This is a genomic window from Komarekiella delphini-convector SJRDD-AB1 (assembly GCF_014831675.1).
Classification (GTDB): Bacteria; Cyanobacteriota; Cyanobacteriia; order Cyanobacteriales; family Nostocaceae; genus Komarekiella.
In genome coordinates this window covers 110,587-131,182 of the sequence record NZ_VJXY01000013.1, presented here as the reverse complement: position 1 = coordinate 131,182, position 20,596 = coordinate 110,587, and the positions used below count along the sequence as shown (strand labels likewise).

19 protein-coding genes and 1 pseudogene are annotated in these 20,596 nt (G+C 42.5%); 8 read left to right on the top strand and 12 right to left on the bottom strand.

What is annotated here, in order from left to right:
- Window positions 1-95 precede the first annotated feature (95 nt).
- Window positions 96-620, bottom strand: coding sequence for a hypothetical protein (locus FNW02_RS14080; protein ID WP_191758156.1), 525 nt, complete (start codon window positions 618-620; stop codon window positions 96-98).
- A 296-nt stretch (window positions 621-916) separates the two neighbouring features.
- On the opposite strand from FNW02_RS14080, the gene FNW02_RS14075 reads away from it, so the two are divergent.
- The 4 genes from FNW02_RS14075 to FNW02_RS14060 all read left to right on the top strand — a co-directional run bounded on the left by FNW02_RS14075 (window position 917) and on the right by FNW02_RS14060 (window position 4,063).
- The gene (locus tag FNW02_RS14075; RefSeq protein ID WP_191758203.1) at window positions 917-1,264 is read left to right on the top strand and encodes a slr0373 family blue light stress response protein; all 348 of its coding nucleotides are present in this window, start codon (window positions 917-919) and stop codon (window positions 1,262-1,264) included.
- Window positions 1,265-1,357: 93 nt separating this feature from the next.
- Window positions 1,358-2,869 carry a stress-responsive protein Ycf46 gene (gene ycf46, locus FNW02_RS14070; RefSeq protein WP_191758155.1) on the top strand — a complete coding sequence of 504 codons (1,512 nt, stop codon included), beginning with the start codon at window positions 1,358-1,360 and terminating at the stop codon, window positions 2,867-2,869.
- Between the two features lie 141 nt (window positions 2,870-3,010).
- The gene (locus tag FNW02_RS14065) at window positions 3,011-3,361 is read left to right on the top strand and encodes a DUF1257 domain-containing protein (RefSeq protein WP_015136553.1); all 351 of its coding nucleotides are present in this window, start codon (window positions 3,011-3,013) and stop codon (window positions 3,359-3,361) included.
- A gap of 171 nt (window positions 3,362-3,532) precedes the next feature.
- Window positions 3,533-4,063 carry a DNA methyltransferase gene (locus FNW02_RS14060; RefSeq protein ID WP_191758154.1) on the top strand — a complete coding sequence of 177 codons (531 nt, stop codon included), beginning with the start codon at window positions 3,533-3,535 and terminating at the stop codon, window positions 4,061-4,063.
- Window positions 4,064-4,328: 265 nt separating this feature from the next.
- On the opposite strand, the pseudogene FNW02_RS14055 reads toward FNW02_RS14060, so the two are convergent.
- Window positions 4,329-4,960: pseudogene (locus FNW02_RS14055) on the bottom strand (Uma2 family endonuclease).
- A gap of 61 nt (window positions 4,961-5,021) precedes the next feature.
- Here FNW02_RS14055 and FNW02_RS14050 point away from each other — a divergent pair.
- Complete coding sequence (locus FNW02_RS14050; protein ID WP_263627753.1) at window positions 5,022-5,537, top strand: SDR family NAD(P)-dependent oxidoreductase; 516 nt, start codon at window positions 5,022-5,024, stop codon at window positions 5,535-5,537.
- Window positions 5,480-5,734 (top strand): SDR family oxidoreductase, encoded by a 255-nt coding sequence (locus FNW02_RS39565; RefSeq protein WP_263627752.1) that lies wholly within the window; start codon window positions 5,480-5,482, stop codon window positions 5,732-5,734. The genes FNW02_RS14050 and FNW02_RS39565 overlap by 58 nt, the downstream gene beginning before the upstream one ends.
- A gap of 331 nt (window positions 5,735-6,065) precedes the next feature.
- Here FNW02_RS39565 and FNW02_RS14045 read toward each other — a convergent pair whose 3' ends face one another.
- From FNW02_RS14045 to FNW02_RS14005, 8 genes are all read right to left on the bottom strand, one after another.
- Window positions 6,066-7,679: an NAD(P)H-quinone oxidoreductase subunit 4 gene (locus FNW02_RS14045; protein ID WP_191758153.1), complete on the bottom strand. Its 1,614-nt coding sequence runs from the start codon at window positions 7,677-7,679 to the stop codon at window positions 6,066-6,068.
- Window positions 7,680-7,939: 260 nt separating this feature from the next.
- Window positions 7,940-8,449, bottom strand: a complete 510-nt coding sequence (locus FNW02_RS14040) for a hypothetical protein (RefSeq protein ID WP_191758152.1) — start codon at window positions 8,447-8,449, stop codon at window positions 7,940-7,942.
- A gap of 9 nt (window positions 8,450-8,458) precedes the next feature.
- Window positions 8,459-9,382: a homoserine kinase gene (gene thrB / locus FNW02_RS14035; protein ID WP_191758151.1), complete on the bottom strand. Its 924-nt coding sequence runs from the start codon at window positions 9,380-9,382 to the stop codon at window positions 8,459-8,461.
- Between the two features lie 195 nt (window positions 9,383-9,577).
- Window positions 9,578-10,132 carry a hypothetical protein gene (locus FNW02_RS14030; RefSeq protein WP_191758150.1) on the bottom strand — a complete coding sequence of 185 codons (555 nt, stop codon included), beginning with the start codon at window positions 10,130-10,132 and terminating at the stop codon, window positions 9,578-9,580.
- Window positions 10,133-10,144: 12 nt separating this feature from the next.
- Complete coding sequence (locus FNW02_RS38640) at window positions 10,145-10,486, bottom strand: hypothetical protein (RefSeq protein WP_225225637.1); 342 nt, start codon at window positions 10,484-10,486, stop codon at window positions 10,145-10,147.
- Window positions 10,487-11,113: 627 nt separating this feature from the next.
- Entirely contained in the window at window positions 11,114-11,278 is a 165-nt protein-coding gene (locus tag FNW02_RS14020; protein ID WP_191758149.1) for a hypothetical protein, read from the bottom strand.
- 655 nt (window positions 11,279-11,933) lie between these two features.
- Window positions 11,934-13,625 (bottom strand): NAD(P)H-quinone oxidoreductase subunit 4, encoded by a 1,692-nt coding sequence (locus FNW02_RS14010; RefSeq protein ID WP_191758148.1) that lies wholly within the window; start codon window positions 13,623-13,625, stop codon window positions 11,934-11,936.
- Between the two features lie 426 nt (window positions 13,626-14,051).
- A complete protein-coding gene (locus tag FNW02_RS14005) occupies window positions 14,052-14,486 on the bottom strand; it encodes a hypothetical protein (RefSeq protein WP_191758147.1) in 435 nt (144 codons plus the stop codon).
- Window positions 14,487-15,758: 1,272 nt separating this feature from the next.
- Between FNW02_RS14005 and FNW02_RS14000 the strand changes: the two genes are divergently transcribed.
- Entirely contained in the window at window positions 15,759-16,481 is a 723-nt protein-coding gene (locus FNW02_RS14000; RefSeq protein WP_191758146.1) for a TerC family protein, read from the top strand.
- Between the two features lie 124 nt (window positions 16,482-16,605).
- On the opposite strand, the gene ndk is transcribed toward FNW02_RS14000, so the two are convergent.
- Window positions 16,606-17,055, bottom strand: a complete 450-nt coding sequence (gene ndk, locus FNW02_RS13995; RefSeq protein ID WP_191758145.1) for a nucleoside-diphosphate kinase — start codon at window positions 17,053-17,055, stop codon at window positions 16,606-16,608.
- Window positions 17,056-17,286: 231 nt separating this feature from the next.
- Here ndk and speA point away from each other — a divergent pair, with 231 nt between their 5' ends.
- Entirely contained in the window at window positions 17,287-19,305 is a 2,019-nt protein-coding gene (speA, locus tag FNW02_RS13990; protein WP_191758201.1) for a biosynthetic arginine decarboxylase, read from the top strand.
- A 65-nt stretch (window positions 19,306-19,370) separates the two neighbouring features.
- On the opposite strand, the gene FNW02_RS13985 is transcribed toward speA, so the two are convergent.
- Window positions 19,371-20,540: a sugar phosphate nucleotidyltransferase gene (locus tag FNW02_RS13985; RefSeq protein WP_191758144.1), complete on the bottom strand. Its 1,170-nt coding sequence runs from the start codon at window positions 20,538-20,540 to the stop codon at window positions 19,371-19,373.
- Window positions 20,541-20,596: the final 56 nt, after the last annotated feature.

Genomic DNA, 20,596 nt, shown 5'->3' with positions numbered 1-20,596 from the left:
CCACAAAGGGGAGCAGAGGCGCAGGGAATAGAAACTAACTCTTGGCTCTTGACTCTTTACCCTTAACCCTTGACTCCTAATCAATGAAAAATGAGTTAGGACTTTGGAATGCGATACTGCTGGGCGATGTAATAAAACAAACGGTAGTAATCTTGAAATTCTTGGCTCTGGCTTTGCCCTTGCCACTGGTATTGCACTTGACCTTGAGTTAGGGTCAGTGTCATTGAACTTATTTGTTGATTAACTTCTACTACCAGCACTCCAGATATTCCTTGAGTAGTCCGAAAGTTAGAATTTATTTCTCCTTCCTGGTCTGTATTAGTATCTGGTATCTGATGACTCGCCCAACCCCGAATTACTACAGAGTTATGATGCGGTGAAACAAAAGCAATGCCATCATCATTTTCTGGGGCTGGTAGAGAAATCCAGTTACTAGGGTATGGAAACTCAAAACCATAACGGTAATTGTTATAAGTCTTCCATGTAACAGAACCCGCGTTAAAACCAGTTGTAGTACACCCGCATAGCATGATGAACAAGCTTAAGATTTTGCTAACGCCTGAAGCAAACACATACTTTCTTCGCTTTAAACAACAGGTTTTAACCGCATCGATGGTCATTGTTATACTTTTTACCAGAGTTACTGATTTGGCAAAATTATCAGAAACACAAATCTCTATTGGCAGGTAGGAGGAACGCTACTATCGTTTGAATTAAATTTAGTAGAAACCACATAACCGTTTTCATAGATAACTTAGGTCAGTGACAATGTCACTACTAAGAACAACAGAACAGGACAAACCTTGTTGTAAACAAATGTAACAAAATCACCGTCAAAACGCTTTGCCATCTTGACAATGGTAGGACGAGCCGATAACGTGATATACATACCCGGGTAAGACCGTTAATGAGTTATATGCAAGCTAAGCAAAAGGTTACTTTGTATCTATCGCCAGAATTACACAAAAGGCTGAAGATTCGTTCAGCAGTAGATTCTGAATCAATGTCAGAACTTGCCGAACGGGCCCTTGGTTTTTACTTGTCCAATTCAGAAATAGTTGAAGAGGTAGAAGCTTCTTCTTACGGGCGAACCCATAAATTATATTCCTGTCCAAATTGTGAAAGTTCACTAGTATTACGTGATGGAGAACTGGTTGCATTGGGCAATCAACCAGGAATTATTGGTCAAGAGCATCTTCCCATTGACGAGATGGCTCAAGATGAAACCCATCCTAAGGGTGAGGAAGAGTTAGTTCCTTGCTAGATAGGAATTATGAATGAAGAATTCATAGTCCGGTTGTCTTTACTAAAAGCAATGTCTGTACTGTCTCTATAAGGTCTCAAGTAGGTCGATTGTATGAAAGAAGAGCTCAATATCCTAATTCAAGCTCAATACCCTCTAATCTACCTTGTGACCTCCGAGGAAGAGCGGGCTGAGCAGGCAATTTCCACAATCGCCCAAGTGTTAAAGCCCCAACGCCGAGTATATGTTTGGACAGTAACGCACGGTATTGTGGAGTATGGTCAACCACGGAATGTTACTCAGCACAACACCGTTTCTCCAGAGGCGGCGATTGAGTGGATAATCCGGCAAAGAGAACCTGGTATATTTATTCTTAAAGATTTACATCCATTTATTGATGCGCCTGCGACAACTCGATCGTTGCGAGATGCGATCGCTAGCTTCAAAGGTATGCAGAAGAACATCATCTTGATGTCTCCAATGCAACAAGTTCCTATTGAGTTAGAAAAAGAAGTTGTGGTTCTGGACTTTCGATTGCCAGACATGACCGAGTTGAATAAAGTCTTGACTCACCACATAGAGCAAAATCGTGGGCGACGGTTGACAACAGAGGCCAGAGAAAAACTTCTCAGAGCAGCTTTGGGTTTAACCAAAGATGAAGCTGAGAAAGTATACCGTAAGGCGCAGGTCACTACAGGGCGTTTGACGGAAGATGAAGTAGATATAGTTCTATCTGAGAAAAAGCAACTTATCCGGCGTAATGGTATACTAGAGTACATCGAAGAAGATGAAACCATTGATGCTGTCGGTGGCTTAGAAGAACTAAAAAAATGGCTTAAGCAACGCTCTAACGCTTTTACAGAAAGAGCTAGAGAGTATGGTTTACCTCAACCAAAGGGAATGTTGATTCTGGGTGTTCCCGGTTGTGGTAAGTCGCTGATTGCTAAAACGACTTCTCGGCTGTGGGGTTTACCAATTTTGCGCCTGGATATGGGGAGAGTCTACGACGGCTCAATGGTGGGTCGAAGCGAGGCAAATCTACGCAATGCTCTAAAAACAGCAGAATCAATTTCCCCAACTATTCTATTTATTGATGAGTTAGATAAATCCTTTGCTGGTAGTGCTGGTTCTGGTGATTCGGATGGTGGCACTTCAAGCCGAATTTTTGGTTCTTTCCTCACATGGATGCAGGAAAAGAAATCTCCAGTGTTTGTGATGGCAACCGCCAACAGAGTTGAACGCTTACCTGGGGAATTTTTGAGGAAAGGTCGCTTTGATGAAATCTTTTTTGTAGATCTGCCAACTCCCGAAGAACGTCAGGATATTTACAACATCCACCTGACCAAGCGTCGTGAAGACATCTCTCGATTCGACCTTGAGCAACTAGCCAAGATGTCCGACGGCTTTTCTGGGGCAGAAATTGAGCAAGCGATCGTTGCGGCAATGTACGAAGCTTTTGCCCAAGATCGCGAGTTCACCCAGTTAGATATTATTGCTGCATTGAAAGCTACCCTGCCGCTGTCTCGCACGATGCAAGAACAGGTAACGGCCCTAAGAGACTGGGCTAGACAGCGAGCACGACCCGCAGCATCCTCCGTTGCTGAATATCAGCGAATGGAGTTTTAAAAGCTTTCCCTTGCTAACCCAGGGGGAAAGGCTAGCTGAAAATGCTAGCAGTTACGAAAAAAGCCGCTTCAACCTAATCGCGGCTTCGCCTAAAGTAAATCGTTGTCGTTGTTCTCAATCTTCTCACTGGAGGAAACCCAAATGTCTCACTTTAGCACTCTGCGTACCAAGATCACCGATGCCGAAATCCTCAAAGCTTCCTTGCGCGACCTCGGTATCAGCGTGAAGACTGAAGCTGATGTCCGTGGTTATAACGGTCAGCGTGTCCGTTCCGACATCGTTGCCGTGTTGGAAGGCGAATATGACCTAGGTTGGTCTCGCAACAGCGATGGTTCTTTTGATCTAATCGCTGACCTGTGGGGCGTTGCTAAAAAGCATAACCAAACCGAGTTGATCAACTCAATCAACCAAAAATATGCCGTTAACAAAACCTTGGCAGAAGTAAAACAGCGCGGTCTGCAAAACGCCAATGTGAAATTGGTATTGCAATAACTATTTCTCTGCGCGTTCCCAAAGCTGCACGGGTTAACCAAGTTAATAGCGGTTAGCCCGCTTTTTTATCGGGGCTGAGATTTATTTCTCAGTCCCTAATTTTTATAAGTTTAGTCTAGTCAATACTAATTTAAAATAAGTAAGCCCTATTAAGTTCAGCTTTTAAAGTTGATGCCTGAATTTCGCAATGATTTTCAATCAAGAGCTATTACAGAAAGAACAGGCACATTTACTGACAATATGAAATTACCTATTCATAGATGGTTTAGGTATTCTGCTGGATTTTCAGCTACTTGGGTTGAAGGAATAATCGCAGAATTGCAACCTAAAACAGTGCTCGATCCATTTGCAGGATCGGGCACTATTTGTATTGCTGCTGATAAACTTGGTGTGAATTCCTACGGCATTGAAGCGCATCCTTTTGTTTATCGGCTTGCACAAGGGAAGCTCTCATGGGAGATACATACCCATGAGTTTTTAGAAGCAATCACTGAGATTAAAAATCTTGCTGCTAGTATTCAGCCAAAGTTTCCAGACAAAATGCTAGTGTTACTAAGCAAATGCTACACCGAGGAGGTATTAATACATCTCTTCAAAATCAAGCAAGCTTATTTAGAGCTAGCTCCAACCCTATCTGAAGAGTTACAGTCTCTCACTTTTCTAGCAATCTCTGCTACTTTACGATGTTTATGTAAACGCTGAGAAATTGTCTTGAGCGTTACATTAGTAATATAGTTTTAATTCCGCTTTTCGGAAAGAGATACGAATTTGATAGTATTGATGATGCAATTAGTGGGCTAGATACACTTAAGATTGACAGCCCAGTTGGGGAATTTGAAAAATTTGAAGTTATCGTTGATTATAATAATAGCAATACAATTCGAGCTACTTTTCAAAACAAGAATTTGCTAACAAACTTTTTAAGAAAATTGGAACATTAATGTCAGCTTAATAGTGAACTTACTACTTACCAAATCTGACTTAAATCTAAAACAAAGCCAGGTAGCAACGGTTCACCGCTCAATGTCTTAGGGTTATCTAATATATCAACCGCAGTATTAGGACGATAAATAAATACTTGGCGTTGTTTTCTATCAATTAACCAACCGAGTTGCGCCCCATTATCCATATACTCTTGCATCTTGTCTTGCAAAACTTGCAAGCGATGTCTACGACGGGCTACGCCTACGCTCTCAGAACGCAATTCAATCACAAACTCAGGACAAATGGGTGCAAATTTTTTTCGCAGTTCCATTGGTATGGCTTACCAGCGATCGCGTTTTATCCACGCTGCATCTGGCGATCTAACTGCACCATTAGATAAAGTAAACCCACCAATGGAACCAAACCCTACACCTGTACCATCTTGCTTTGTCCATACCCACAACTGCCCAACTAAGTTAAAATTACGTTCATCAGTTTCGAAACCAGTAGGGTAGGGGGCATAATGACTACTTCTCCTACAGCATTGCGTTCGATACGAAAATCACGGTTTAGCTGACAAAACTCATAAAACTGATCTTCGGTTAGTATGATCGCAGGTTGCAATTGCAAGACCATTGGTATAATTTCTGTGGCTACAGGTAAGTTTGTGGTCATAATTGCTTTTTGGCTACTTCACCTGCTTTAACTATAATCTTTTCATACTCTAGAGCAAATTATGAATTCACAGAAAGTAGCGATTATTACAGCTGCTAGTCGGGGAATTGGCGCAGGTTGTGCGCGAGAGTTAGCAGCGCGAGGTTATAGGGTTTCACTGATGGCGCGATCGCCTGATATTCTCGATTTAGCAGATGAGTTGGGCGGTATTGCCACTCAAGGATCAATTACCCATTTCCACGACTTACAGCTATTAGTAGAGACGACTTTAACTCAATTCGGTCGTATTGATGCAGTGGTAAATAGTTTTGGAGATCCACCCCGACCAGATTTGCTATCTATTTCTGATCAAATGTGGATAGAAAACTTTGAAATGTTGTTTTTGAGTGTTGTCCGCATCGCCAAACTAGTTACAGAAGCAATGCGATATTCAGGAGGCGGTGTCATCGTGAACATTTCCGCGTGTGATTCCCATGAACCAGAATTAGGGACACCTTTAGCGGTACACTCCGCGCCGCAATGGAAGGATTCACAAAACTTTATGCCAAGCGTTACAAAGCAGATAGGATTCGCATGATTTCCGTAGCGCCTTTTTTTGTAGCAGATTCAATGGCAGAGTTAGAGGGATGGAATGTGCCTTCTGATTTGATGTTTGGTCGTCCCACTACCTATGCAGAGTTTGCTAAAACAATTGCTTTTCTGATTTCTGATGATGCCAAGTTTATCACAGGTACGACTCTGAAGGTGGATGAAGCCTATTCTGCTGCTATTTAGTTTTATTTCTAGGTCGGGGAATCCAAGCGATCGCCTTTCCAAAAAAGGCAGGGAGACAAAGTGTAGCTTTTACTCTTTGGGGTTCTTCGGGTTTAATAAGTAATCAAGCGAACATGATATAACTCCCTTCCCGATGCTTTAAGGGGGAAAATTCAAAGTCTCTCCTAGAAGGAGAGAGAAATAGAAGTGAGGTTTTCCAGATACCGTGAAAAGTTAGACCTAAAAATCTCTTTCAATTCACTAATACAAAAATTTTAGGGGTGATTTCGTAATCACCCCTTTATTCCCCTCATATTAAAATTTAATTCCAGCACCTTTGCCGGAAGTATATTTACTCTGAAATATTAACTAAACTTTCAACTTGAGCAGTAGCCAAGGTTGGTGCTGTAAAAATACGCGAGTACAAACTTGATGGTTGCTGGTGAGCAACAACTGGTAAAACTTGGCGAGCATGAGTAGCTAATTCTACTGCCTTCACATCATAAGTCTGCATTGCCAACTTTGGATAAAACCCGATACCGATTATTGGAAGCAGCAAACAAGCAGTAATAAATATTTCGCGGGGTTTGACATCAGATATTACAGCATCTAAATGTAACTCTTCATTTTGCTCGCCGTAGAACACTTGACGCAGCATCGACAGTAAATAAATCGGTGTCAGAATCACGCCAACCGCCGACAGCAGAACGACTACAACTTTGAAGCTAGAACTGTAAACATCACTGGTGGCGATACCGAGAAACACCATCAATTCACCAACAAAGCCACTCATTCCTGGTAATGCAAGAGAAGCCATTGAACCAACGGTAAACAGAGCAAAGGTTTTGGGCATTACCTTTGCCATACCGCCCATTTTATCCATCATCAAGGTGTGGGTGCGATCGTAAGTGACCCCGGATAGGAAGAATAAGCTAGCGGCAATCAAACCGTGGGAAACCATCTGTAGTACTGCACCGCTGATACCCAGTTCTGTATAGGAAGCAATCCCAATCAACACAAATCCCATGTGGGCAATTGAAGAGTAAGCTAAGCGGCGCTTGAGATTGGTTTGGGCAAAGGCACAGCAAGCGCCGTAGACAATGTTCACTACACCCAAAATCGCTAACACTGGGGCAAAGTAAACATGAGCATTAGGCAGCATCTCAACGTTGATGCGGATGAGAGCATAACCGCCCATTTTTAACAATACACCAGCCAAAATCATTGAACCTGGTGCTGATGCTTCACCATGAGCGTCAGGTAGCCAAGTGTGCAAGGGAAAAATTGGCAGCTTTACACCGAAGGCAATTAAGAAACCTGCGTAAACTAACAACTCAAAGGCTTTGGGATATTGTTTCATTCCCAGAGTTGCCATGTCGAAGGTGACGGTATCTCCAGAGAATGCCATTGCAAAACCCGCTACCAAGATAAATATTGATGCAGCGGCGGTGTACAGAATGAATTTGGTAGCTGCATAACGGCGGTTTTGTCCTCCCCAGATGGAAATTAGCAGGTAAACCGGCACTAACTCGATTTCCCACATTAGGAAGAACAACAGCATATCCTGGGCGACAAATACGCCAAGCTGGGCGCTGTACATCACCAACATCAAGCCATAAAATAATCGCGGCTTGGTGGTAACTTTCCAAGCCGCGAAGATTGCGAGTGTATTAATTAAGCCTGTTAGCAGTAGTAGGGGCATCGACAGACCATCAACCCCCACCGCCCAATGCAAACCCAACTGAGGAACCCAAGGATAGTTTTCTACAAGTTGGAATGTTGAACTCTGGAAGTCGTATTTATACCAAAAAGTATAAATCATCAATGCAAAGTCGGCGATCGCTACTCCCAAACCGTACCATCGCACGGTTCTGCCCTCTTTATCTGGGATTAAGGGGATGGCTAAGGCAGCCACCAAGGGCAAAAGAATTATGGCTGTTAGCCAAGGAATTTCAATATTATTCATCACTGCTGACAATAGTTTTAGAATTTCGCTTTTGATTACATTATATTAAGGAGTTTTGAGTTTTGTAAACGTTATTCCTCCTTAGAAGATTAAAATTTGGATGCAGCTAGTAATAAATACTCACTGGTTTCTCTTGGCAATCCATTCTAAATGTAAACTTTTACTAAGTCAACAAAAAACGGCGGCTAATGCCACCGTCTCAAGATATGACTGCTTTCTAAGACGCAGATAACTGCCAAGCAAGGCTTAAAATTACACTTTTAAACGATCCGATTGACAATTGTCCAGACTTCCCCATCTGAGCGGACATGAGGAACTGATATGGTTTTAAACCCGGTAATGAAAGGTTTGTAATATACTTGCCAATACATTGGACTCAGATAATCAGCGCAAGCTTTCAGAAGACGGATTTCTGTGGACAGTTCTCCTGCGAGTTGATTAATGCGTTGAGCATGAACTTGAGCCACTCTTTTCGCTTCATCTAGCTGCTGCTGTTGGGTAAGTTGCTTTGATTCAATTTGGCAACATGCTAATTCAGCTTGTTTATGATGTAGCTGCACTTCCAAGGCGGCGATCGCATCATCTATGCCTTTTAGTTCAGCAGACAATTGAGGATTTTCTCTAGCATGGCGACGGTACGCCTCAACTGTGGCTAGGGGTGAATCATTCTCGCTAGATATCGCATTATTAATATTGAGAGCAGCACGTTCTTGCTGGAGAACTTGAATTTGAGAGTTAAGTGCTGCTATTTCTGCCTGAATTTGCTGCATAATTCCTGTTTATCCTTCGTGAAAGCTGCTTGCGCCTTGGGTATCTAGAGAAAGCGATCGCACATTAGCTGTGATTCCTGCTTCTTGCCAAGCGGTTAACATCGCCATTTCTACAGCCTGTGACTGTGTTGTATCTGCCAAAGCTAACAGTGTCGGCCCTGCACCACTAATTACCATGCCGTAAGCACCAGCAGCCACAGCTGCTATGTTGACAGCATCGTAACCAGGAATCAAGGCTTTGCGATAAGGCTGATGTAACTTATCTTGCAAAGCCGTCCTTAACCATTCTCCCTTACCAGTTTCTAAGCCGCGCAATAACAACCCCAGATGCGCCGTATTGAAAATTGCATCTGCACGACTCACCTCAGTTGGAAGAACGCGCCGCGCTTTGGAAGTAGAAAGTTCAAAATCAGGAATAGCCACCACAGGCACAATATCCCCATACCAGGGAACCTCGCAAATTTCCCAACCTGTGTCACTAGTAGCGGCAAGACGACATCCGCCCAACAAAGCTGGAACTACATTATCAGGATGTCCCTCCATTGCGATCGCTAATTCCATCACTTGCGACTGACTCAGAGGCGCACCCGCAAGTTGATTAGCACCAACCAACCCACCAACAATTGCTGTAGCCGAACTACCTAAACCTCGCGCCAGCGGTACACCCAGGCGAATCTCCATTTTCACTGATGGCGGTGTCTGCTCTATATATTGATATAACTTCAAAAATGCTTGGTAGAGAAGATTGCTCTCATCAGTTTGTACTCGTTCAGCTTCTACACCTGTGACATGGATAATCATCCCGCTTTCTTCCAAGCGAATGAACTTAAACTCGTTGTACAGCGTTAAAGCTGCACCGATGCAATCAAAACCAGGCCCCAAATTAGCAGTTGTGGCAGGAACGGTAACAGTTACACCAGAAACAACAGACATCTGCAAATACTCAACTAATCAATCAACAAGCATCCCATGTATTGGTAGCATTTGGGGGCGAGTTTTTGATCACTATTGGAGTTACTGGGATGATTAATTGTAATAATTAGTTAATTGTGTAAGCTGTATGTAATTAAATAGAACACAGCATCAACTAAAATTAATTATAAATTTTTGACTGTCAAATTCACTGTTTTAGCAACTGTTCTTCGTAACTCTAATGAGAAAACGTAGAGCTTCATTTACTGCTTGAGCATTGGGAAACATTTCTGCGACATCTGCTTCTAAATGAACTGTCAAACCTTCAGAGTTTTTGCCATTATTTTCAAATTTTCCTATATAGTTGCTTTCCAAAACTTGACATGACTGAGGTTTAGTTTCAAGTATAAGCTTTTGGGAAGATGAATCATTTAGTTTCTTAGCAAGGGATTCCCAACTAGTCGCTTTCAGCTTAAAATAATCCTTTGCTTCACGTAATGTTTTAAACTGTTGCTTTAGAATATCAACCGTATAAATATCCTTTGAATACGTCTGGGTTTGTTTATTAAGGTCTTCCTCAACCATATCAACTACTTCATTAATAAGTCGGTCATGATTTTCGGAAATTTGAGCCGCAGCCCCTAAAATACGGGAGGTGGCTTTGATCTGCACCTCGGTCTCTTGTTTAAGTCTATCGGCAATATTACGAATTTGCTCCCCCAACTTAGCTTTACTTTGAATTCCTATAGTTGATGATGATTTTTTGCTCATAAAGATGTTTGTTTATTCCGTAAGTATTTCTTTAATAGCAAGCCAAATGCGTTTAAACTTTTGTACCAGACCTACAGGATTGCCTATTGTTTCATCTTCCACCGAATCTACCAGGGATTGAATTCGATCCATACGCTCTGCTACAACGTAGAGGTTATTTATAGCTTCATCCTTACTTGCCAGGGATTCGCGCAGCAGAACAACCATCTCAGCAATTTCCCTTTTTAGCCTTTCGTTCTCGGCTTTACGACGAGTTTCCCATCCCTTAATACCAGCCTTGGAACGGCGCTCAAATTTAAGTTGTGTTTGTGCCTCATTATATAGAGTTAAATAATTGTCTCGCTCAGATTTCATTTCTTCATATTGGGCAAGTAATTCAGCCGCTCTAGCTTTTTCTTCATTGTAACGATGTAGAGCCTGCTGATAATTTTTTTGCTCATCAATATATTTTTGATAATTGTGTGCTGCACTTTCTTTTAATTCATTAACCTCAACTTGGTAAATTTGGATATTTTGCTGAACTTGAGTTAGTTGGGACGCAGCTTCCTGATTTTCTTTCGCACGTCGCTGCCATTCATCACGTTGGGCAATTAATTCAGTTGCTTTGGCTTTTGCTTCATTGTAACGATTTAGAGCCTGCTGATAATTTTCTTGTTCCTCAAGATAGATTAAATAATTGTGTGCTATGCGTTCTTTTAACTTATTAATTTCAACTTGATAAGTGTAGATGTTTTGCTGAACTTGAGTTAGTTGGGACGCAGCTTCTTGATTTTCTTTCGCGCGTTGTTGCCATTCATCACGTTGGGCAATTAATTCAATTGCTCTAGTTTTTTCTCCGTTGTAGAGGCTTAAAGCCTGCTGATAGTTTTTTTGTTCATTCAGATATATTTCGTAATTATGTCCTGCACGTTCTTTTAATTCATGAACCTCAATTTGGTAAGTTTGGATATCTTGCTGAACTTGAGCCAGTTTAGATGCAGCTTATTGATTTTCTTTTGCACATTGTTCCCATTGAAGTGCATCGGCACGAGCATTCTTCCATTTGTCTTTAAGCTCATGATAAGAAAGGGGTTCTTTCACAGGTAAATTAGTATTTTTGACATGAAGATTTTTGCGACGATCTTTGTCTGCGTCTCGCATAGCCATAATAATTAAATGTTATAAATATTATTTTAATTCCTATGTTAATATAATCTTCCTTTAGTTGAAAATCGGCGTTGCTAAATCAGGGTATAAATTTATCTCATACAGAGGAGGACACTAGCGTGCGCTGCTCTGCCGACTTTTAGACACGATAGCGGCTTACCGCAGAGTACAAAGTGTCCGCTGCGCAGAGAGTAAGAGTTTTAATACACTCTATTTTTCAATTTCATACTTCTATTCAGCAACGCCTGAAAATCTACTCTGTAAAACTTTTGTTTTGTCAAAATCAGTTTTCCAAGTACTTCTTCGCTACAAAACTGATCTTTCATCACCTCATGCGATCGCCTAATCTTAGAAATATGAAGTAATTAGGAGAGACTCTTCACTGCTAAAATTCCAAAATTGGAGTAACGTCTCATGACAACCATCAATCATTATCGGCGGTAACGATAAAGATATCTTAATCGGTAGACTCGATAATGATATCCTGCGAGGTAGTAGCGGTTCAAACACCTTACCTTCAATCAATCAGAACATTTTCCAAGACGGCTTACAAGATATCGATAGTATCCTTGATTTCCAATCTAAGGATACTTTTGACTTTAATAATTATCTCCAGGTTGGTGGGTTTGTCAGTTTTATTTGCAATCAACAAGACTTACTGCTTAACTTGAGCAACAAAGATTTCATCATTAGTTTGTGAGATTTTCGGAATCAAGATTCCATTGGCATAGATCCGGGGATTTGTTTGCGAGACTATGGCATAAGACTGGCGAAGGTTAGCATTGACTGCCACAGTCTTCACATCGTACATCTGCATAGCCATCTTAGGATAGAAACCAATACCGATAATTACAACTAGAAAACAAGCAGCGATAAACACTTCACGCGGTCTAGCATCGTCGTAAACTGCTTCTGTTGGCACGAGGCAGTCTGTACCAAAACAGACTGTTCCCTCGTCTTCTTGATTTTCTAAGCCTACATTATTGATGTCGCATACGAGCGCTGCACCTTTACCATAAAACACTTGTCGCAGCATTGAAAGGAGATAGATAGGTGTGAGGATGACTCCAACTGCGGCGAGAAAAACTGTTACAGTGCAGAAAGTCGAACTGTAGACGTCACTGGTTGTTACACCAAGAAATACCGCAAGTTCGCCAGCAAAGCCGCTCATACCCGGAAGCGCTAGTGATGCCATCGCTCCAATTGTAAACAGGGCGAAGACTTTGGGCATGGCTTGACCAATACCGCCCATATCTTTCATTACCATAGTGTGGGTACGATCGTAAGTAACACCTGCTAAGAAAAACAGCACCGATGCGATCAAACCATGCGATATCATCTGCAACATCGCGCCGTTGATTCCCAAATCAGTAAAGGACGCAATCCCAAGCAGTACAAATCCCATGTGAGATATCGACGAATAAGCTAAACGCCGCTTCATGTTGGTCTGAGCAAAGGAATTCAATGCGCCATAGATAATATTGACAACACCCAGAATGGCTAGAACTGGCGCAAAGTAAATGTGTGCATCAGGTAACAACTCAAGATTCAGGCGAATCAGTCCGTATCCGCCCATCTTCAACAACACACCAGCCAGAATCATTGATACAGGAGAGGATGCTTCACCGTGGGCATCAGGCAACCAGGTATGCATGGGGAAAACAGCAAGCTTAACGCCAAATGCAATCAACAGCCCTGCATAAAGCAGCAGTTGTAGACCAAGCGGATATTCCTTCATGCCGAGTGCGGTTATGTCAAATGTCATATTACCGCCACCATATAGCCCCATTGCTAGGGCTGCCACCAGAATAAATATAGAAGCCGCTGCGGTATACAGCAAGAATTTTGTAGCTGCATAGCGACGCCTTTGCCCACCCCAAATGCAGACTAGTAGGTATACGGGAATCAGCTCCACTTCCCACATAATGAAAAATAGCAGCAAGTCTTTGGCAACGAACACCCCTACCTGTGCGGAATACAACACAAGCATTAGAAAATAGAAAAGGCGGGGTCGATGATCAACTTGCCAGGCAGAAAACATCGAGAGCGTGGTGACAAATCCTGCTAAAAGCACAAGCGGAACTGAAAGTCCATCTACCGATACTGCCCAGTTCAGGCCTAACTGAGGTACCCAGGCATAAGTCTCCACGAGTTGAAAACTAGCACTGCTGGCATCGTAATGCTTCCAAAAGGCGTAACACATCAAGGCAAAGTCTGCGATACCTATACCCAGTGCATACCACCGCACGCGCTTGCCGTCTTTATCAGGCAGCACAGGAATCAGCAGGGAAGCAACAAGTGGTAGCAAGACAATCGCGGTAAGCCAGGGAAATCTATCCGCCATCATGTCAATAAGAAAAAATACTTATTTGTGAATGATGTCATTCTACTAAACTTTGTAACAATTTCTTCATAAAGATTTTCCATAGGTATGTATAGATGCAACACTGTTCTTTGAACCACGGACTTGGTGGTGAACAAGTAATCTAATATTCCTTATGAATGCTGAAGTTGCCGTTACTAAATATTGAAGGTTTTATCCTGCGTTGTACACCCGACTCTCAGAAGATAAATTGCATTTAATGATGAGGTGCGAGTGATGTGCGACGTTATTGTCATGCTGTTTGGGTTCGCCTTGGTTTCGTAGACAAGCATTTCCGCAGAGTACTTACTACCAAACAGAAATGCGATCGCAAGCTAATTAATATCTGATTTGCATCAATGCAATTTTACACTTGTCCTACAAGATTAAGAATATTAAATCACTTCACCACTAGCGCACGGCAACAGCTTGTAATTGTTGTACATGAGATTTAAAAACAAACCAGGTTTGTCTACCATCACCCTGCTGATTGCAAGGAAGTGGCTTCTCAAATGTAACTTCCCAGTAATCCCTGAGACGTTCACCATTGCCAGTAGGACTCACTACCTGACTATTATTGCTACTTAGAATAGACGAGACAAAAAACTTATCACCTGATCTAACAGCGCACTTTTGATCTGCTTGTGTTATGTTACGTGCTTGTAAATACCAGCTTTCTTCCCGCTTGAAAGTAGTACCTCCAGGAGCAGTAACCCTTAAAATGCGTATTATAGGAGTAGTTTGAGAAGACACGGTTTCGGGAATCATCACGCCCAGCAAGCCACACACCGCACTCAGACAAAATATTAATCTTTTCGGATATAACTTAGTGTTACCAATACTCATGTTGGATTTCCTTAGTATTAAGTATAATTTTCAACCCTAATTCCACTATTGTCACATGAATCTCAGGTCTAAGTAAATTAGGTATTCTAATTTATTACTATGTTTACACTTTACAAATTTTACTAACTAAGCTAAGTGTTCTGGCTTCAGAAGCAATCCAGAGGAGAAAGAGTAGCGGGATCGCTTTTTATCGAAAATTACTTCTACCCTTTTTAATCAAATCAAATACTTTTCTCCAGAAGACTATTCCCATACGATATATTCCCCACTTTACATGAATAAATAGTCAAAAAATAGATATTTTAAGTTAGTCTCATTAAGACTAATTTTTGAAGAAAACTTTTTTCTGAAAAACAGGATCTCTACTGATTTATTAAACTAAAATTTTTGCTTTGATTGTGTATCTGCTAGACCTGAAAACTCATATAAAAACTCATATAAAATCTCATACAACTTACACATTGGACTAAATAATCGAGTGTTTAGTAACTCTTTTCAGGCATGAAAGTTTGATTTTTATCCAAAATAAGCAAATAGTCAATACCTGTCAATACGGTTAGGTTAAGGATTATTTGTACAGATAATTTGTCTTTGAAGACATGATAAATCGTGTCTCTACATCAGGATTTTTGGCTGATCTGTATTGAATTACCTGTCTGTTGAATGGTTGTCATCTGTCTGAAACAATCAAATTTGGCGTTGCATAATTGCGGGATGATTTATTTAACGCAGCGGAAAGTCTGAGCGCCGGCTTCCGGCGATGGTCTGTTCACTGCCGAGAGGCGCAAAGCCTTGCGCCTCCCCCTTGTGTCCAGAGGACACAAGGCAACCGTTCTAAAAGAACGGTTGGGCAGTAAGACCGGCATAGCGTTGATAACTTTTCAAGGCACAGACGCAGCGAAAAGTTCTGTTCGCCTCCGGTCTCCGTCAGGAGAAGGAGGGTTAGCCCGACCTAGGAAACTTTTCAAGACAGAGAGAATAAAGAGTTTAAGATTTCAATACATCAAATTTCATCCCCTGATTCAGCAATGCCTCAAATTTTATTGATATACAATTATATTTAAAAATATATATGATGTATCCGTATAAAAAAATACAGATTTTCTGGCGAATCACGAGCGTCACCGGATGGCTTCCCCTTGGACATCGCCTTCAGAATGCACCGCAACCACGTTAAGCTGGATTAAAAGTAGCAATTTATTGCACTGTTTATATTAAATTGGCTAAATTGGCTAATCCTGTTAATTTTTAATCGCTGCTTGAGAACCCGGAATGTTAGACCGAATTTTTGATTACCTGAACTTTCATTTCAGCGTTGAAGCCTCTATAGTCCTGCTGATCCTGATTTTTTTAGAGGCAGTACTATCCGCTGATAATGCGATCGCCCTCGCTGCGATCGCCCAAGGACTGGAGGACAAAAAACTTGAGCGTCAGGCACTCAACTTTGGTTTGGTCGTTGCCTATGTGCTGCGAATCTCCCTGATTCTAACTGCAACTTGGGTGCAAAAATTCTGGCAATTTGAATTTTTGGGCGCTGCATACTTGTTGTGGCTGGTATTCCAACATTTTACTTCTCAAGAAACAGAGGACGATCATCATCACGGCCCTCGCTTCAACTCACTATGGCAAGCGATCCCCGTGATTGCATTTACAGATTTAGCATTTTCTTTGGATAGCGTGACAACTGCGATCGCTGTTTCTCAAGAAAGGTGGCTAGTGCTGACGGGTGCAACAATCGGTATTATTACACTGAGATTTATGGCGGGATTGTTTATCCGATGGCTAGATGAATTTGAAAACCTAGAGGATGCAGGCTATGTAACTGTAGCTTTAGTAGGCTTGCGGCTGTTATTAAAAGTGGTGAATGATGCTTTAGTCCCACCAGAATGGTTTATGATTACTGCGATCGGCCTCATCTTAGCGTGGGGATTTACGAAGCGTAGTGTTATCGAATTACCCCAAGAAGAACCGGAAAAAACTGAAGTCTCGAAGTGACAAAAGCACAGGAGCACAGGGGCAGGGGGAGCAAGGGAGTACAGGAGTGGAGGAAATAACAATTAGTCTTGTTCACCTATCCAATATCTTCCCAGTCCCCAGTCCCCAGTCCTCATCCTCTTTACTATTCGTGCAACCAAGGGGTCAAGTGCGGTTGCCAACTGACTAATTCTTCATCTTTGAACCACAGAGCAATTTCTCGTTGTGCGGTTTCTTGAGCATCAGAACCGTGGATTAAATTGCGACCAATATTAAGGCCAAAGTCGCCCCGAATTGTTCCTGGTTCTGCTGTCAGTGGGTTTGTCGCACCAATAATCTTTCTAGCAGAAGCAACGACGCCATCCCCTTCCCAAACCATCGCTACCACTGGACTAGAAGTGATAAATTCAACTAAACCACCAAAAAAAGGTCTTTCGCGGTGAACATCGTAGTGCTGTTCAGCTAATTCCCGGCTGACTTTCAGAAACTTCAAGCCAACGAGGGTAAAGCCTTTAGTTTCAAAGCGACGGATAATTTCACCCACCAATCCACGCTGTACGCCATCAGGCTTAATTGCTAAGAATGTGCGTTCCAAAGCTAACTCCCAAAACTTAATAAATTTTTTATCTGGTCAATTGTCTTTTGTCCTCTGTTCTTTGTCCTTTTTCTCAGGGTTTTACACTCCAGACTAATGACTAGTGACCAATGACATACGACTCTTGACCAATCAGAGTTTATCTCAGAAATTATCTTTAGGTGCATATCCGTTCGCAAATGAATGCGCTAAATTGTTAATTCGTGGGTGAAACACAGAGGTCAGGAAGAAATGGGTGTTGAGTCAACTGCTACATCTGACGAGGTGGTAAAAGTACCGTCCAATGGACATAAATCTGAAGTGAAAAATCACAAGCAAAAAAAGCTATTACCACCTAGTAGTACCACAGGAGATGTGCCTCGCTCCTGGAAAATAGAGGATAGCGAAGCCCTGTACCGCATTGAAGGTTGGGGACAGCCTTATTTTTCGATTAACGCTGCTGGTCATGTCACTGTTTCCCCCAAAGGCGATCGCGGGGGTTCTCTGGACTTGTTTGAATTAGTCAATTCTTTGAAGCAGCGTAGTTTGGGACTTCCCATCTTGATTCGATTTTCTGATATTTTGGAAAACCGAATTGAGCGGTTGAACGCTTGTTTTGCTAAAGCGATCGCCCGCTACAACTACCCTGGCGTCTATCGTGGCGTGTTTCCCGTCAAGTGTAACCAAGAGCGGCACTTGATTGAAGATTTAGTGAAATTTGGTAAGCCACATCAATTTGGTCTAGAAGCCGGTTCTAAGCCAGAATTAATGATTGCTCTGGCTACCTTGGATACACCAGGAGCATTGCTAGTTTGCAATGGCTACAAAGACCAAGAATACATCGAAACAGCAATGTTAGCCCAAAGACTTGGGCAAACACCGATTATCGTTTTAGAACAGATTGAAGAAGTCGATCTGGTAATTGCCGCTAACCGTCAGTTAGGTATTAAGCCGATTTTGGGAGTTCGCGCTAAACTCAGTACTCAAGGCATGGGACGTTGGGGAACCTCCAGCGGCGATCGCGCTAAATTTGGTTTGACAATGCCTGAAGTAATGGAGGCAGTTGACAAGTTACGCGAAGCTGACTTGCTCGATTCTTTGCAGTTAATGCACTTCCACATTGGCTCACAAATCTCTGCTATCAATGTGATTAAAGATGCCATCCAAGAAGCTAGTCGTATCTACGTAGAGTTGGCGATGCTGGGGGCAGATATGAAATACCTGGATGTCGGTGGTGGCTTGGGTGTAGATTACGACGGTTCCCAAACCAATTTTTACACCTCGAAAAATTACAATATGCAGAACTATGCCAACGACATCGTGGCAGAGTTAAAAGATACCTGTGCTGAGCGGCAGATCAACGTACCAACATTGATTAGTGAAAGTGGACGAGCGATCGCTTCTCATCAGTCAGTATTGATTTTTGACGTTCTCAGTACCAGTGATGTCCCTCTGAATGCACCAGAACCACCGCAAGAGGGAGAATCCCCAGTAATTAATTACCTCTGGGAAACCTACCAATCAATTAACATCGAGAATTACCAGGAGTTCTACCACGACGCCACTCAATTCAAAGAAGAAGCTATCAGCCGCTTCAATTTAGGAATTTTACGCCTCAAAGAACGAGCCAAAGCCGAGCGACTCTACTGGGCTTGTTGTCAAAAAATTCTTGACATTACCAGGCAGCAAGAATACGTACCCGATGAATTGGAAGACTTAGAAAAAATCATGGCTTCCATTTACTACGTAAATATGTCTGTGTTTCAATCAGCACCGGATTGCTGGGCGATCGACCAGTTATTTCCAATCCTGCCGATACACCGCTTAGATGAAGAACCGACGCGCCGGGGCATTTTAGCCGACCTGACCTGCGATAGTGATGGTAAAATTGACCGCTTTATTGACCTGCGCGATGTCAAATCAGTTTTAGAACTGCACCCCTATAAGCCGGGAGAACCCTATTATTTAGGTATGTTCCTGAATGGAGCTTACCAAGAAATTATGGGCAATTTGCACAACCTTTTTGGCGACACCAACGCAGTTCATATCCAGTTGACCCCCAAAGGCTACCAGATTGAACACGTTGTCAAAGGTGACACCATGAGCGAAGTCGTGAGCTACGTGCAGTATGACTCCGAAGATATGGTGGAAAACATCCGCCAGCGTTGCGAGAAAGCTTTGGAGGAAAAGCGCATTACTCTGGCAGAATCTCAGCGATTACTGCAAACCTACGAGCAGAGCCTCAGACGATACACATATCTAAATAGTTAAAGACTAGGGACTAGGGGTTAGGAAAATGTCTTAATACCCAGTCCCCAGTCCCCAGTCCCCAGTCCCTAATTTGTATTTGTCCCAAGCAATTCAGCGATCGCTTGTCGCTCAAGTGGTGTCTGGGATGGTGGTGTTTGACGGGCATCAGTAATCAGCCAGTCTAAAGCAGCAGCCTGGACATCAATTGCAGCACCAGTTTTATCTACGCAGTAACGTCCAAACACTAACTTATCAACCAAGCGGACTCCTGGCCCCAGGCGTGACCATTCAAAAATCACGCTGTTTTCTACTGTTGCACCGCTGCATATCCAGCAATTAGGGCCAATCATGGCTGGGCCCACGATTTTAGCTCCGTCTTCTATTCTGGTCATGCCACCAATGTAGACTGGGCCTGTGATATCCACTTTGTCCCAATTTACGGCAACATTTAAACCAGTGTAGATTCCAGGAGCAACTTCATGACCTGGGATTTGCACGTTTTTGATTTCGCGCAGTAGCACACCACGAATCGCTCGCCAGTAGTCTGGTACTTTACCAATATCTACCCATTCAAAATCCATAGGGATGGCGTAAAATGGGGCTTTAATTTCCACTAGTTTGGGAAATAATTGGCTACCGATGTCGTACTCTATTCCAGAAGGAATGTAATTAAACACCTCTGGCTCAAAGATATAAATACCTGTGTTGATGTTAGTGCTCAGAGCCTCTTCGGTTGAAGGTTTTTCTTGGAAAGCTTTGACACGACTATCTTCGTCGGTGACGACCACACCGTAACTAGACACTTCTTCTTGTGGGACAGATTTTGTAATGATAGTGGCGATTGAGCCTTTGGATTTATGCCACTTTACCGCCGCAGTCAAATCCAAGTCAATCAAAGCATCGCCGCACAACACCACAAAGGTATCATCAAAAAATGGTGAGAAATCTTGGATGCGGCGCATCCCTCCAGCAGAACCGATTGCTTCCCCCACCAGTTTACCGTCGTCATCAATTTTCCCTTCAAAAGAATAGGCAATTTGTACACCAAACCGCTGCCCATCACGAAAATAGTTTTCTATTTCCTCAGCCAAGTGACTAACATTGACCATAATCTGGTCAAAACCGTGTTGGCGTAACAGTTCTAGTAAAAATTCCATCACTGGCTTTTGCAGGATAGGAATCATCGGTTTGGGAGTTGTATAGGTAATCGGACGAACGCGAGTACCCTTGCCCGCCGCGAGAATCATCGCTTTCATAAAAGTTTATTCCTCAACCACAAGCCAGTTTACTTTCATCGAGTGATACTTAATCA

Excerpts from the sequence above, each read along its gene's own strand:
- FNW02_RS14080 (WP_191758156.1), bottom strand. The coding sequence starts at position 620 with ATGACCATCGATGCGGTTAAAACCTGTTGTTTAAAGCGAAGAAAGTAT.
- FNW02_RS14075 (WP_191758203.1), top strand. The coding sequence starts at position 917 with ATGCAAGCTAAGCAAAAGGTTACTTTGTATCTATCGCCAGAATTACAC.
- ycf46 (WP_191758155.1), top strand. The coding sequence starts at position 1,358 with ATGAAAGAAGAGCTCAATATCCTAATTCAAGCTCAATACCCTCTAATC.
- FNW02_RS14065 (WP_015136553.1), top strand. The coding sequence starts at position 3,011 with ATGTCTCACTTTAGCACTCTGCGTACCAAGATCACCGATGCCGAAATC.
- FNW02_RS14060 (WP_191758154.1), top strand. The coding sequence starts at position 3,533 with ATGCCTGAATTTCGCAATGATTTTCAATCAAGAGCTATTACAGAAAGA.
- FNW02_RS14050 (WP_263627753.1), top strand. The coding sequence starts at position 5,022 with ATGAATTCACAGAAAGTAGCGATTATTACAGCTGCTAGTCGGGGAATT.
- FNW02_RS39565 (WP_263627752.1), top strand. The coding sequence starts at position 5,480 with ATGGAAGGATTCACAAAACTTTATGCCAAGCGTTACAAAGCAGATAGG.
- FNW02_RS14045 (WP_191758153.1), bottom strand. The coding sequence starts at position 7,679 with ATGAATAATATTGAAATTCCTTGGCTAACAGCCATAATTCTTTTGCCC.
- FNW02_RS14040 (WP_191758152.1), bottom strand. The coding sequence starts at position 8,449 with ATGCAGCAAATTCAGGCAGAAATAGCAGCACTTAACTCTCAAATTCAA.
- thrB (WP_191758151.1), bottom strand. The coding sequence starts at position 9,382 with ATGTCTGTTGTTTCTGGTGTAACTGTTACCGTTCCTGCCACAACTGCT.
- FNW02_RS14030 (WP_191758150.1), bottom strand. The coding sequence starts at position 10,132 with ATGAGCAAAAAATCATCATCAACTATAGGAATTCAAAGTAAAGCTAAG.
- FNW02_RS38640 (WP_225225637.1), bottom strand. The coding sequence starts at position 10,486 with ATGAAATCTGAGCGAGACAATTATTTAACTCTATATAATGAGGCACAA.
- FNW02_RS14020 (WP_191758149.1), bottom strand. The coding sequence starts at position 11,278 with ATGGCTATGCGAGACGCAGACAAAGATCGTCGCAAAAATCTTCATGTC.
- FNW02_RS14010 (WP_191758148.1), bottom strand. The coding sequence starts at position 13,625 with ATGATGGCGGATAGATTTCCCTGGCTTACCGCGATTGTCTTGCTACCA.
- FNW02_RS14005 (WP_191758147.1), bottom strand. The coding sequence starts at position 14,486 with ATGAGTATTGGTAACACTAAGTTATATCCGAAAAGATTAATATTTTGT.
- FNW02_RS14000 (WP_191758146.1), top strand. The coding sequence starts at position 15,759 with ATGTTAGACCGAATTTTTGATTACCTGAACTTTCATTTCAGCGTTGAA.
- speA (WP_191758201.1), top strand. The coding sequence starts at position 17,287 with ATGGGTGTTGAGTCAACTGCTACATCTGACGAGGTGGTAAAAGTACCG.
- FNW02_RS13985 (WP_191758144.1), bottom strand. The coding sequence starts at position 20,540 with ATGAAAGCGATGATTCTCGCGGCGGGCAAGGGTACTCGCGTTCGTCCG.